This window comes from Edaphobacter sp. 12200R-103, assembly GCF_010093025.1.
In the GTDB taxonomy this organism is placed as follows: domain Bacteria; phylum Acidobacteriota; class Terriglobia; order Terriglobales; family Acidobacteriaceae; genus Edaphobacter.
Genome location: NZ_CP048114.1, coordinates 3,099,969 through 3,113,192 on the forward strand (window position 1 = coordinate 3,099,969; position 13,224 = coordinate 3,113,192).

Here is a 13,224-nt window from a genome sequence, read left to right on the forward strand (position 1 = left end):
CCGCCGTTGGTCTGCCGGGGTCGGTATGGAATCTACTGCGTTTATGCTTCTACTTCCCGCCGTCCGAATCCTTCTCCGGCCGGCGGTTGAACTCGTTCATCGCGGCACTGACCCCCTTGGTTAGCACCGTCTCGACTGCGATCTTCACGCGGTCGAGCACTTCATCCATCACCGCAAGCTCCTGCCTGCGCATTGGCGTCAGCAGATAATCCCTGCCTCCCGCCTTAATCTCTCTTCCATCCGCCAGCGCCGGCTTCCCGACCCCGATGCGGATGCGAATCCACTCTTCCGTCCCGAGCGCCCCAAGGATCGACTTGATCCCGTTGTGCCCGTTCGCCGAACCACGCTCCGCGATGCGGAACTGGCCCAACGGAAATGCCAGCTCATCGTAGAGGACGATCACGTCCCTTGCGATGTCCTCGATCCCCAGCTCCTTCACCAGTGCGGCGACCGAAAGCCCGCTCAGGTTCATGAACGTCTCCGGCTTTGCCAGCAGAACTTCCTCGCCTGCCAGCCTCGCCTTTGCCGTAAGCGCCTTACCCCGCCGATTGCCGACAACAACGCCATAGTCTTCTGCGATGCGGTCGATCGCAAGAAACCCGGCATTGTGGGGGGTGAACTGATATTCGATCCCTGGGTTTCCAAGTCCGACGATCAGCTTCACGCAATCCGTTCCTTCCGTACAAAACCAGTAGCCATCCCGAACCTGCGCCCGGGATGGCCATAAAACTACTTCTTGGCAGGAGCCTCAGCGGTCTCCGTCTTGCCCTTCTTGGCAACCTCGGGCTCGGCAGCACCTTCAGCAGCCTCGGCCGGAGCCTCTTCCTTGATGACGGTGATGTGCGCGACCGTTGCCGTCTCTTCGCCCAAGAACTTGATGGAGCCGGAGTGCGGCAGGTCCGAGATGTGAATTGCACCGTGCAGCTCAAGACCGGTGACATCGACGTCGATGTGGCTTGGAATATCGCCAGGAAGGCACTCGATCTCGACCTCACGCAGAATGTGGTCGAGGATACCGCCCTGGTTCTTCACTCCGGTGGGTACACCGATGAGCTGAACCGGAACCGAGACGCGCATGGCCTTGTCCATCGCAATGCGCTTGAGGTCGATGTGGAGCAACTTGCCTTTGATGGGCTCATTCTGCCAGTCGACGATCATGGCCTTGGTGGCTGCGCCGCCTTCGACGTTCAGGTCGAAGATGGTGTTGTGCCCCGACTCCGAGTGCAGAATCTTGGTGATGACCTTGGGGTCAACCGTAACGGCGACCGGATCCTGACCGGCGCCGTAGACGACTGCCGGAATCTTACCGGCGACGCGAACGCGACGAGCCGCATTCTTGTTGAACTTGCCCTCGCGGGGAGTAGCTACGACTGCGTCGAACGTGGAAACTGCCATTTGCCTTCTTCCTTTCGGGCACGGAATCTATTCCGCTCCCTTTGCGGCTCTGCCGCGTAAATTTTCCAGCCCCGGATGCCTGGGTTCTGGTTTCAGCTAATTGAAGAGCGAGCTGACGCTCGTCTCCATGTGGATGCTTTCAATCGCCCTGCCCAACAGACCGGCGATCGAAAGAACCTTGATCTTGTCCATCTTCTGCGCCTCTTCGCGCAGAGGAATGGTGTTGGTCACGACCACCTGCTTCAGCCGCGACTCGCGGATGCGCTCGATCGCCGGGCCCGAGAGCACGGCATGCGTGGCGCACGCGTAAACCTCTTTCGCCCCCTGGTCCAGCAGGGCATCGGCCGTCTTCACCAGCGTTCCGGCCGTATCGATAATGTCGTCGAGGATCAGGCACGTCCGGCCTTTGACATCGCCAATCACGTTCATCACCTCGGTGACATTGATATCCGTCCGCCGCTTGTCCACGATGGCCAGCGGAAGGTCCAGCTTCTTGGCAAAGAATCTCGCCCTCTCCACGCCGCCGGCATCCGGGGAAACCACCGTCAGGTCCGGCAGGTTGAGATCCCGGAAGTAGCTCACCAGAACCGGGCTTGCGAACAGGTGATCGACCGGGATGTTGAAAAACCCTTGAATCTGGGCTGCGTGCAGATCGACGAGCAGGGCACGGTTCGCACCGGCCGTGGTCAGAAGATCGGCAACCAGCTTCGACGTAATCGCAACGCGGGGCCGGTCCTTGCGGTCCTGCCGGGCGTAACCGTAATACGGCATTACGACGGTGATGCGTCCCGCGGATGCGCGCTTCAGCGCGTCCATCATGATCAGCAACTCCACGAGGTGCTGATCCACGGGAAAACATGTAGGCTGCACGAGAAAGACGTCCGCACCGCGAACATTCTCGAGCAGTTGAAAATGGACTTCGCCGTCGGAGAAACGTTGCAGGCGGGCCTCGCCCATCGGTACTCCGACAAATTTGCAGATCTCCTCGCACAGGGCGGGGTTGGATGATCCGCAGAAGATCTTCATGCGCTTGTTCTCACTCGGCCGCGGAACGCGCTTTTTCTCCGCTGCCTTCGGCTGTCCACTGGATTGACCCTTGTCGGAGAGCGCCGGTACAGGCTGGGAGCCGGTTTCGGCCTCCTCAACCTGACCCTGAATAGGGGAAAGAACTGCAGTCGCGTCTTGTTCGTTCACGTTGAAACCTCCAGGCTGGTTGACCTTGAATAGTTCCTACTGCCTTCGTCTTAGCGAAGCCTTGTTGCGACTCCGCGTTCCATCAAAAATCCTTGTTGCGAATCCCTGAAAACTACCTAAGACTGTTCTTCAAAAACCTCTGACGCTGTTGACCGGCCCGTGTAGTTGTATGTTCTGCAGGCCGCAGACGCTCAGATTTTCCTGCTTCACTTCCAACGGCATGTTGCTGCCGTAAAAATCCCTAAACTGCTCTCTTTCGCTGGCGAACGACTCTCTGGCTGGGCGACCAGGATTCGAACCTGGACTGAGTGCGTCAAAGGCACTTGACCTACCGTTAGTCGATCGCCCAGTAATCGGCTGCATCGTTGCGGTCAGCCGAAGTCACTCTGCGAACATTCTCGTCCAGTACAGCGAGCGGGGCAAGGTTTGCGTAACAATTGCCTTCGTACCCGCGTCCTGAACGCGCTGTTGAGCCTGGCGAGCATCTGCCTCCGAACGGTACAGCCCGAACAAGGCCGAACCCGAGCCGGAAAGCGCAGCATAAAGCGCCTGACCGGAGCCATTACCCATCAATAAGTGCTTGATTTCGCGCAGGGAGGGATGGACTGGAAACACGACCCGTTCAAAGTCGTTTTCGATCCCGGTGCGGACAAGCGCGAGAAGGGTATTCTCCGCCAGATCATCCAGACAGCCACCCTGCCCTTCGGGCGGGGGAGAACTCTGGAAGATACCGGAAGTGCCTGGCTTCGCATAAACCGATGCGTAAGCGAGACTCAACTGTTCTAGCTTATCGGGTTTACCCGGCTGCGTCAATGAAAGCGCGTCCCAGTCCCGGAAGGCCTGCGGGGTAGACACTCCTACGCCGGGAATCGCGATGACGGCGGAAAAGCCGGGCAGGTCGGGGAAGGGGAAGACCTGCTCGCCGCGTCCCAATCCAAGAACCGAGCCCCCCAGCAGGAACAGGGGGACGTCGGAGCCGATCTCCGCCGCCAGCTCCAGCCGCTCCGGCCCGGGGAGCGATGCGCCCAGCTCGCGTTCCAGCCCGATCAGTGCGGCCACGGCGTTGGCGCTTCCCGCCCCCATCCCGCCCTGGACCGGAAGCCGCTTGTCGATATGGATGGACACCTGCGCGGTGATCTTCATCCGCTCCAGCGCGCGCTCCACCATCTTCCACGCCGTATTCCGTCCGTCCAGCGGAACCCGCTCCTCGTTGGAGCTGAGAACGAGCCTGGTAACGTCTGCCCGCCCAGCCTCAACCGTGACCAGATCGTGCAGCTCCAGCGTCTGGTAGAGAGTAGTCAGGCCGTGGAAACCGTCCTCTCGAGCCGGGCCGATGGCGAGGCCAAGGTTGATCTTGGAGTAGGAACGGACGCGGGTAGGCATGCGACTTCGATTTTACCTGCAGGCCCTTGCCGTCCCTGTTCCCTGTTCCCTGTTCCCTGTTCCCTGTTCCCTGTTCCCTGAAGAAGTGTCATCTCGACCGAAGGCCCGAAGGGCCGCAGCGGAGAGACCCCCGCATTTTGACTATGTCGCCCAGTACCTCACGTGAGGCAAACCATCCTGACCGGCATCCCGAAAATGCGGGGGTTCCTCGACTACCCCTTCGGCGCGCTTCGCTTGCTCAGGGTTCGCTCGGAATGACACAAATCACCCTCTACCCACTCATCACGCACGGCCCATCACGCACGCGCCATGATGCAGGAGGAGGCTGTCCCGGCCGTCTCCACGGGAACGAGCGGCCGCGCAGCCTCAAAGATGGCCTGGATCTCGTGGGCAGGCCGCGGTGTTGAGAGAAGGAATCCCTGGAACAGGTCGCAGCCCAGCCGCACCAGCTCTTCGTGCTGTTCCTTCGTCTCCACGCCCTCGGCCAGAATGGTGAGCCCAAGATTCTTGCCCAGCTCCACAATTGCCTTCACGATCGGGTACGACTCCGGACCATCGATATTGTGAACGAACGACTGGTCGATCTTGAGGGTGTCGATCGGCAGGGTCTGCAGGTAGCTCAGAGAGCTGTAGCCGGTCCCGAAGTCGTCCATGGAGATGCGGACTCCCAGCGCTCGCAGCGAGCTAAGCTGCTGCCGCGCCTGTTCAGTATTCTCCATCAGCAGGGACTCGGTAAGCTCCAGCTCCAGCAGTGCCGGTTCCATTCCAAAGTCGTCGAGCGCGCGCTGGACCTCGGCAGCCAGGTTGCCGCGCAGGAACTGAGGTGCGGAGACGTTGATGGCAAGCGGAACCGGGTCGAATCCATGGTCGCGCCACTCCCTGCTCTGGCGGCAGGATTCGCGAAGCACCCACATCCCGATGGAATGGATCAGTCCTGTCTCCTCGGCGATGGAGATAAAACGTCCAGGCGGCAGAATTCCCAGCTGCGGATCGACCAGGCGGACAAGCGCCTCCATCGCCTTGATCTCTCCAGAGGCCGAAAACATGGGCTGATAGTGCAGCAGCAGGCGCTTCTCGTCGGCCGCAGTTCGCAGGGAGCGCTCAATCTGCCGGGCCTCTTCCACCCGATAGCTCTGCGACCTCATGTAGCGCTTCCAGCAATTACGTCCCGCGCGCTTGGCCTCGTAGAGCCCATAGTCGGCCCTGCGCATCAGGTCGTCCAGGCTGGTGCCGTCGTCAGGATAGACCGCAAGCCCCAGGGAGAGGGTCGGCTTGAGCTGCACATCCATCACAGTGATCGGTTCCTGCAGGGCGTCCATCAGATTGTTGGCAATCGCCGCGCAGGCATCGAGCGAGTAGACATCGTCGGCGATGGCGATGAACTCGTCCCCTCCCAGGCGGGCCAGGGTATCGGTGCTGCGCAGGCGGCCCCTGATCCGGTCCGCCAGGGCCTTCAGAAAGCCGTCTCCCACCTGGTGGCCGAAGCTGTCATTAATCTGCTTGAAGTGGTCGAAGTCGATCGCCAGCAGCACTGCCTTGGCGCCCCGCCGGTCGGCGCGTCGGGCGGCGTCCTTGAAGCGCTGCGCCAGCAGTATCCGGTTCGGAAGCCCGGTCAGAGGATCGTGCTCGGCCCGCCGCAGAAGCTCTTCGTTCAGGCGCACGCGTTCGCTGACGTCCTGCGCGACCACCAGCGTAAGGTGCTCACCATCCTGGATAGTGTCGTGGCCCGTCGCCTCAGCCCAGAAGATACTGCCATCCTTGCGCTTATGCCGGAAGGGCCCGGCGACGACGCCCGATTGCGGATCGCGAAGAACTCCAATTACCCCCGGCAGGTCCTCCTTCGGGCGAATGTCCGTCACCTTCATTGAAAGGAACTCTTCGCGCGAGTACCCATAGGAACGAATCGCCTTGTCGTTGACCGAGATAAACTTCAGCGTCCGGCAGTCATAGGTCCACATGGGCAGCGGATTATCGTCGAAGAGCAGGCGATATTTCTGCTCGCTGCGCCGGATGGCCTCTTCGGACAGCACCTGCTGGTGAATGTCGGTCGAAGCACCCACCCAGCGGATGATCTCCCCGGAGTCGTTGCGCTGCGGCAGGGCCCGCGCAAGATACCAGCGATAGCTGCCGTCCTTCTGGCGAATACGAAACTTTTCGTCCAGGGGCGTCCCGGCGGTCAATGCAGCCCGGTAGCGCAAATCGAGACTGGGCATATCATCGGGATGAATCATCCGGACCCACTTCGATTCCAGTCCTTCTTCCGGCCGAAGGCCTGTCATATCGCGAAAACGATCGCTGAGGTAATCGATCGCCCCATCCGGGGTAGCCGACCACACGATCGACGGCAGCGCTTCAGCGAGGGTGCGGAAGCTCTCCTGGCTGGTGAACAGCTCTTCCTGGGCACGACGCTGCTCGGTCGTGTCGGTGGCCAGCAACACAAAACCGCGGACGCACCCATTCTCGTCCCGGTCGGGAGTATAGGAGAGGAGCAGATGATGGACCCGGCCTCCAAACTCAAGGGGGGCTTCAAAAGTCTGGGGGATCCCGGCGAGGACGGCCCGGACCTTCGGGCACAGTCTGCGGGCGTACTCTTTGCCTACCCCTTCCGCGATAACGCCATACCAGTGGCGCCCGACCATGTCCTCTGACGAGAGCCCATACCACTCTTCATACGCCCGATTGACCCACTGATAGCATCCCTGCACATCGATATAGGCGATGAGGGCAGGAACATTGTCGACGATCATCTGCAACTGACGGGTTCTGCGGACCAGCTCGCACTCCACCTTCTTGCGATCGGTAATGTTGCGTGCAATCACGAGGAGCGCTTCGGTTTCGCCGGATTGCGCTCTGATGGGAGTAATGGAGACATCCCACCACGTCTCCGGGCCCATGTCGGCGCTGAAGCATCCCTCAAAGCGCCCATAGCCTCCGGACTGCGCGACTGCCAGCGCAGCCTGCGCGGTGGAACGCTGTTCCTGAGGCCACAGGTCGGGCCACCGCATTCCGCGGGCCTCGTGCACCGTCTCAAGTCCCAGGCTACGCTGGCTCTCCGCGTTCATCCATCGGACCGTGCCATCCAGCGCAAGTATCTTCAGGTGATCGCGTGTGCTGCGGATGGTATGGCTCAGTATCTGGCTCTTCAGATTGCGTGGAATGGAATCGGAGGAGCAGCCGAAGCTGACCTGCAGCAGATCCGTACCTTCCAACTCGACGGCGGAGACCGTCGCTTCGACGGGGATAAGCCGACCGTCGACTGCCTGTAGCAGCAGAGGTTCCGATTGTTCGTCCGTTTCTCTGCAAAGGTCGCGTACGCCACCGTGCGTCATGACCGCGACAGAAGAGAAGCTCCTCCCGGCCAGCAGATGCCTCTCGGTCCGCAGCAGTCGTCCGAGCGCGGAGTTTGCAAAGACGATGACCTCCGATTCCACCAGGCATACAGGAACAGGCAGCGCCTCCAGCACTGCTCCCGCACTCCTGAATCTGCTATCGACAGGCGGTCCTGCTCCGTGGTCAGCGCCCAGCTTGGCTCTCACAACAAACCTCTAAAAATGCGCGTTAGCGTCCCCACCATCGGGAAGGCCCGTCCGCTGCGAGCATCCACATTTCCCGGCGAACATCAGGTACTCTCCATCTTCCAGAAGCTTGGGCTCAATGGTTTATCCCCCGTAAGTTGCACTGGAGAACCAGGAAGGAGGACGGGCTGCTTCATTCCTGGTGCAGGAGGCCCAAAGGGCCGCCGTGGAGAAGCCTGCCCTGAGCGAAGTCCGCTCTGTGATCCAGAGGCCGCCATGCGGCCGCTATCTCTCGACGACCTCGAAGGTTGCGGCAAGGGGAAGGTGGTCGGACGCGACCATCGCCAAACGGCTCCGCCAGAGCCCGGTGGAGACCAGCGAAAGGGGTGACTCGAAATAAAGATGGTCAAGCGTCATCAGAGGGAAGATTCCCGGATAGGTCCGCGGAAACTTCCAGATGTGCCGGGGCCGGAAGGTCTCGAACTCCCTGCGCAGCAGTCTCGTCGTCAGGCCGCGCGTCCACTCATTGAGGTCGCCCAGCACGAGCCGGGGATAGCTGCTCTGCTCCTGGGAGAGAATCTCTGCGTCGAACAGTCGTTTTCCCTGATGACGCCGTTCAAGAAAGCTGGTCCCCAGGTGAACGTTGAAGATGCGAAGGAGGCGGCTGCCGGCCAGCGCGACATCGGTCTGCAGGACGCCGCGCTCCTCGCGCCTCTGATGGGTCAGATCATGATTGCGCCAGTCCGTCAGCGAAAGCCGGGTCAGCGTCATGTTGCCGTAGGCTCCGCCATGCAGCGAACGGTTGCCACCGAAGGCCCAGGTGTACCCCGGCAGTTCGCTTGCGATTCTCTCGGCCTGATTGAACTGCGCCAGGCCCTCGGGAGCATGCACCACCTCCTGCAGGCAGACCACATCGGCATCCAGCTGATGAATCACCTCGGCGACGCGCTCCGGCGAGATCTTCTGATCCAGCCCACGACACTTATGCACGTTGTAAGTTGCGACTTTCAGTTGCGACATCTTCACGCTCACTGCTGACGCTCAAAGATCCAGCCCAGGACCTCTGTGATCCGTTCATGGATTGGACGGGATTTCCACGCCGCCAGGGTTACCTTTGTGGATTGCGCGAGATCGGCCTCAAAATCGATCTTCAGCCGTGCGGCCAGCTCGCGATCGCGCACGGCCAGGTTGACCTCGTCGTTGATCCCGAAGGAACGGTTGTCGAAGTTGGTTGAGCCGACGATGCTCCATACGTGATCGACGCGGAGAATCTTGGCGTGCATCATCGCCGGTTCGTACTCGTAGATGTCTGCTCCAGCCTTGAGCAGCGGGCCATAGCCTCCACGACTGGTGCTTCGGGTTAGAAAGTGATCGCTGCGCTCGCCCGGAACCAGGATACGGACCTGGACACCGCGCTCGACCGCAAGGCACAGCTCGCGCATCAGGCCCTTATCCGGCAGAAAGTAAGGCGTCGTGATGGAGATGCTGTGACGCGCTGACGCCAGCAGAAGCTGGAAGAGGACGCGGGCGCGGGTGGCGCCTCCGCCGGAGGGCGTGCTGTTGATGACCAGCGCCGAGGTCGGCTCAAGGCTCGAAAGCTCTGGAAAGTAGGCGCTTCCGATGAGCAGCTCCCCGATGGCTTCGAGCCAGTTTTCGGCAAAGGTTGCCTGCAGGTTCGCAACCGGCTCGCCCTCCACCCGCACCATGTCGTCGCGCCATGGTGCATGCCCGCGGACTCCCGTATACCAGTGGTCGCCGATACCCGCACCGCCGATAAAGCCCACAAGACCGTCCACAATCAGCAGCTCGCGATGGGTTCGATGGTCCATCTGGGTAAGGCGATGCCACGCCGGGGTGTTATACCAGCAGATCTTTCCGCCTGCATCGAGAAGCGGCCGAAAGAAGGCTCGCGTGATGCCGGCGCTGCCGAAGGCATCCAGCAGCACATTGACCTGCACCCCCGCTCTCGCTCGCTCGGCGAGAGCATCCAGATACAGTTGGCCAATCTGGCTTTTTTGGAAGATGTAGGCCTCGAGGTTGACACTTTGCTCTGCTTCCCGGATCGCGGCCAGCTCCGCCGGATAGAAGTTTTCTCCGTTGGTCAGCACCTCGAACCTCCCGGTGCGCTTTACGCTCGCATCCCCCAATGCTTCCAGCAGTCCAAGAAACTCCTCCGACTCGTTGGAGGGAAGCTCCTCTGAGCCGGTGATCTTGTACCTCGGCATAGGACCGAACAGGCCCGAGAGCAGGAAGAGCAGCAGGAGCAAGAGCGCAACACCGCCCAGCACAACGAGATGTGTGGGGAGAGTTACGGTCGCCAACAGCATCGGCACGGTTGCCATCTGCCCTTTCATCATCAGCAAGATGTCTCGCACGGCGTCCACGGAGATGCTTTCTACCGCATCCGGGTTCGCGTTACGAAAACCAGAGGATTATAAGGCTCGCTTCTCAGCGGCCTTCCTCTATGGTGTATCCACAGATATCCTGAAATCCGTTTGCGGTCATCCGAAAGATGCGCATGATCGCGAACGCGTATGAACATGGTAGCTGGATACGCGCTCCTGCCTCCCCTGGAGGTGTCATCCTGAGCGGAGCTTCTCGCAGCTTTATCGCGAGAAGCGTCGTCGAAGGATCTGCGGTCTGCTGGCTCAGCCACCATCCCACACCGCAGATCCTTCGACTACGCGCTGCGCGCTTCGCTCAGGATGACACCTCAGGTAGCGCTCAATGTCCAACAAATCAGTTCAATCGTGCAAAGTTGATCTGCGGATATACCCTCTACGCCTGCTGTTCTTCGAGCGCCATCGCAAGCTCTTCCCACTCTGCCGTCAGAACGGCTTTGTCGTGGCGCAGGCGATCCAGGTCGGAGGCATCCTTCTGCGACTGCTCGGCTGAGACGAAGTTGCCCAGGCGCTCTTCTGCGGTTGCGATCGCCTGCTCCAGCCGAGGAATCTCCTCTTCGGCAAACTTCAGGCGATCTTCCATCTGCTTCAGCTTAATCGGATTCACGCGCTTGACCGGAGCCGCGGGCGCTGCGGCGACAGTGGGAACCGGCTCAACCGCTACCGGAGGCGGAGCAGGAACGGCCACGCTGAGACCACTGCTCAAAGACTCGCTTACCTTCTCCGGGCCGCCCTGCTTGCGCCACAGGTAATCCTCGTAGTTGCCCGGATAGATGTGGACACGACGGTCCTCCACCTCGAAGACCCGCGTCGCCAGGCCGTCAATAAAGTAGCGATCGTGCGAGACGAAGAGCACCGTTCCGGTGAAGTTGCGAATCGCATCCAGCAGAACGTCCTTGGCCCGCAGGTCGAGATGGTTGGTCGGCTCATCCAGCAGCAGCATGTTCGAGGGCGAGACCAGCATCTTCGCCATGGCATAACGATTGCGCTCTCCGCCGGAGAGCACTCCCAGCTTCTTGAAGACATCGTCGCCGGAGAACATGAAGCATCCGAGCAGACTGCGCAGCTCTACCACAGGAACCTTCGGCGAGGCAGCGGCGATATCGTCCAGCATCTCGTTATTCGGATTCAGCACCTTGTACTGGTCCTGCGCGAAGAAGTCGACGATAGCGTTATGGCCGTAGCGGATGGTGCCGCCGGTGGGCGCCTCCTGCTCGCTGAGCATGCGGATCAGCGTCGATTTGCCAGCGCCGTTCGCACCGACCAGCGCAATGCGGTCGCCGCGCTCGATAGTGAAGTTCACGTTGTCGAGGATGGTCTTCTGGCCGCCGTCGGGTGTCGGGTACACCTTGGTCAGGTTCTCAACTTCGATCACCGTGCGGCCAGAAGCCGGTGGCTGAGGAATCGTGAAGTGGATCGTCGCCTCTTCTTCAGGAACCTCGATGCGCTCGATCTTTTCCAGCTCCTTGATGCGCGACTGTACCTGCTTGGCCTTGGTCGCCTGGTAACGGAAGCGGTTGATGAAGGCCTCCAGCGCCTCAATGCGATCGCGCTGGTTCTTGTAGGCGGCCATCAGGGTGGCGCGTCGCTCTTCCTTCTGGGTGACGTACTTCTCGTAGTTGCCGTGGTAGACGTGCATCCGCTTGTTCCACAGCTCGACGATCTTGTTGACCGTTACGTCGAGGAAGTAGCGATCGTGCGAGATCAGGATGAAGGCGTTCGGATAGTCGTGCAGATAATTTTCGAGCCAGTTGCGGCTCTCGAGATCCAGGTGATTGGTCGGCTCGTCCAGCAGCAGCAGCGAAGGCTTCTGGAGGAGAAGCTTCGCCAGCGCAATGCGCATCTGCCAGCCGCCCGAGAACTCCTCGGTCTTGCGCTGCCAGTCTTCGCGGGTAAAGCCCAGTCCTCCCAGGACCGCGCCCACCTGCGCATCGAGCGTGTAGATGTCGTGCACGTGAAGCTGATCGGCGATCTCGGAGTAGCGGTCGGCTGCAGTCGCATACTCCTTCGACTTCGGGTCCTTCTCGCTCATCACCGTCATCAGCTCGAGCGACTCTGCCTCGAGCGCGTGCAGGTGCTCGAAGACTGAGAGACATTCCTCAAAGACCGTCTTGCCCCGCATCGCGAGGCCGTCCTGAGGCAGATACCCGATCGTCGTTCCCTTGACGCGTGTGATCTGGCCATAGTCGAGCGACTCGACTCCTGCGATCACCTTCAGCAGCGTCGATTTTCCCGTGCCGTTGCCACCCACAAGCGCCGTGCGCTCGTTGGGGGTAATCAGCCAGTTGATGTCTTCATAGAGGAGCTTTTGGCCGAATCGCTTGCCGGCCCCGATCAGTTGCAGCATGCACTTCTATTTTCGCATCCTGAGCGCTGTCACAACTTTTTGACGAAGGCCTGACAGCTCCCTGACACCTCTTTTGTCCCGATCCAATAGGTTGGATTCAGTCTTCTTGCGACAGTGTTTCTCCCGGCCTGCTCTTGCGAACTTCTCCTGAAACAAGGCTCCGGGTTGGACACAAAAAGGAGCTTGCTCATGAACCGCATCCTGAACCAGATAACAACAGGCATCCTGCAACAGGCAGCGTCGAGGCGCTCCGAAACGACAGCTCCAGTAAAGCTTTATCTACCGATGGAATATGGGAGCTGGATTGCGAACACCTCCGTCGGTAACAGTGATGGCCCGGCGGCGGAATATCCCGCATCGGAGCTCTACTTTTCGCCGGGTCTAACGAGGGGACGGGTGGACTCTTCGGGGATCTGAATCAGATACCCCGCGGAGCTGATACAGGGCGACTAGCAGTACCCCTTTGCTCGGATGAGGAGCTGTGACTGCATTCCGAATCACAGTTCCTCATTTTTTTTCCTTCTTCCCTCTTCCTCATTTTTTCCCCTCGTAGCCGATTTCATCGCTTTCGTTCTCCCCGGACAGGGTTTCCGAAGAGAGACAACGGCAGAGCCCCTCTGCTACTGTCAAAGATGAGAGCTTGATGCCAGGTCAGTCCCAACTCTTTCCGGACCACGAACCCACTGTGTTGCCCCCACCTCCCGGCGATCCTGTTGAACCGAGACATGCCGCGGCTCCTGTCTGGCTGCAGCGGCTTTCGCTCTTCGTGCTGGTGCTCTTCTGCGTGTACCTGGGCATTCTGGTAATGCTGCTGCCGTGGTGGACCAGGGTGTGGGATCAGAACCTCTACATTCAGTCGCATCCTGCTCTCGCTGCGGTTCTGCACAACGGGGCCGTGCGCGGCATCATCTCCGGACTGGGGCTGCTGGATATATGGATTGGCATCTCTGAGGCCGTTCACTACCGCGACTACCGCTGACATACTTCC

Annotated in this window: 10 protein-coding genes and 1 tRNA gene; 2 read left to right on the plus strand and 9 right to left on the minus strand. The window is 60.3% G+C overall.

Translation table 11 applies throughout. From position 1 onward, the window contains the following. Positions 1-49: 49 nt before the first annotated feature. The 9 genes from pth to GWR55_RS12925 form a co-directional block, all read right to left on the minus strand. Positions 50-664 carry an aminoacyl-tRNA hydrolase gene (pth, locus tag GWR55_RS12885; RefSeq protein ID WP_162402627.1) on the minus strand — a complete coding sequence of 205 codons (615 nt, stop codon included), beginning with the start codon at positions 662-664 and terminating at the stop codon, positions 50-52. A gap of 65 nt (positions 665-729) precedes the next feature. Beyond that, on the minus strand, positions 730-1,395 hold the full coding sequence (locus tag GWR55_RS12890) for a 50S ribosomal protein L25 (protein WP_162402628.1): 666 nt from the start codon (positions 1,393-1,395) through the stop codon (positions 730-732). A 96-nt stretch (positions 1,396-1,491) separates the two neighbouring features. Beyond that, positions 1,492-2,421 (minus strand): ribose-phosphate pyrophosphokinase, encoded by a 930-nt coding sequence (locus GWR55_RS12895; protein WP_162403964.1) that lies wholly within the window; start codon positions 2,419-2,421, stop codon positions 1,492-1,494. A gap of 443 nt (positions 2,422-2,864) precedes the next feature. Beyond that, positions 2,865-2,938 (minus strand) — tRNA-Gln (locus GWR55_RS12900). A gap of 32 nt (positions 2,939-2,970) precedes the next feature. Next, positions 2,971-3,972, minus strand: coding sequence for a 4-(cytidine 5'-diphospho)-2-C-methyl-D-erythritol kinase (gene ispE / locus GWR55_RS12905; protein ID WP_162402629.1), 1,002 nt, complete (start codon positions 3,970-3,972; stop codon positions 2,971-2,973). A gap of 296 nt (positions 3,973-4,268) precedes the next feature. Continuing rightward, positions 4,269-7,508 (minus strand): EAL domain-containing protein, encoded by a 3,240-nt coding sequence (locus GWR55_RS12910; RefSeq protein WP_162402630.1) that lies wholly within the window; start codon positions 7,506-7,508, stop codon positions 4,269-4,271. A gap of 264 nt (positions 7,509-7,772) precedes the next feature. Then, positions 7,773-8,507, minus strand: a complete 735-nt coding sequence (locus tag GWR55_RS12915) for an endonuclease/exonuclease/phosphatase family protein (protein WP_162402631.1) — start codon at positions 8,505-8,507, stop codon at positions 7,773-7,775. Positions 8,508-8,515: 8 nt separating this feature from the next. Then, positions 8,516-9,829, minus strand: a complete 1,314-nt coding sequence (locus tag GWR55_RS12920) for a phosphatidylserine/phosphatidylglycerophosphate/cardiolipin synthase family protein (RefSeq protein WP_238398388.1) — start codon at positions 9,827-9,829, stop codon at positions 8,516-8,518. 436 nt (positions 9,830-10,265) lie between these two features. Next, positions 10,266-12,236 carry an ABC-F family ATP-binding cassette domain-containing protein gene (locus GWR55_RS12925; RefSeq protein ID WP_162402632.1) on the minus strand — a complete coding sequence of 657 codons (1,971 nt, stop codon included), beginning with the start codon at positions 12,234-12,236 and terminating at the stop codon, positions 10,266-10,268. 189 nt (positions 12,237-12,425) lie between these two features. Between GWR55_RS12925 and GWR55_RS12930 the strand changes: the two genes are divergently transcribed. Both GWR55_RS12930 and GWR55_RS12935 read left to right on the plus strand, forming a co-directional pair. Beyond that, the gene (locus tag GWR55_RS12930) at positions 12,426-12,653 is read left to right on the plus strand and encodes a hypothetical protein (protein WP_162402633.1); all 228 of its coding nucleotides are present in this window, start codon (positions 12,426-12,428) and stop codon (positions 12,651-12,653) included. Positions 12,654-12,879: 226 nt separating this feature from the next. Then, a complete protein-coding gene (locus GWR55_RS12935) occupies positions 12,880-13,215 on the plus strand; it encodes a hypothetical protein (protein ID WP_162402634.1) in 336 nt (111 codons plus the stop codon). The last annotated feature ends 9 nt before the right edge of the window (positions 13,216-13,224 follow it).

Coding starts and splice junctions, on each gene's coding strand:
- GWR55_RS12890 (WP_162402628.1), bottom strand. CDS start 1,395: ATGGCAGTTTCCACGTTCGACGCAGTCGTAGCTACTCCCCGCGAGGGC.
- GWR55_RS12895 (WP_162403964.1), bottom strand. CDS start 2,421: ATGAAGATCTTCTGCGGATCATCCAACCCCGCCCTGTGCGAGGAGATC.
- ispE (WP_162402629.1), bottom strand. CDS start 3,972: ATGCCTACCCGCGTCCGTTCCTACTCCAAGATCAACCTTGGCCTCGCC.
- GWR55_RS12915 (WP_162402631.1), bottom strand. CDS start 8,507: ATGTCGCAACTGAAAGTCGCAACTTACAACGTGCATAAGTGTCGTGGG.
- GWR55_RS12920 (WP_238398388.1), bottom strand. CDS start 9,829: ATGGCAACCGTGCCGATGCTGTTGGCGACCGTAACTCTCCCCACACAT.
- GWR55_RS12925 (WP_162402632.1), bottom strand. CDS start 12,236: ATGCTGCAACTGATCGGGGCCGGCAAGCGATTCGGCCAAAAGCTCCTC.
- GWR55_RS12930 (WP_162402633.1), top strand. CDS start 12,426: ATGAACCGCATCCTGAACCAGATAACAACAGGCATCCTGCAACAGGCA.
- GWR55_RS12935 (WP_162402634.1), top strand. CDS start 12,880: ATGCCAGGTCAGTCCCAACTCTTTCCGGACCACGAACCCACTGTGTTG.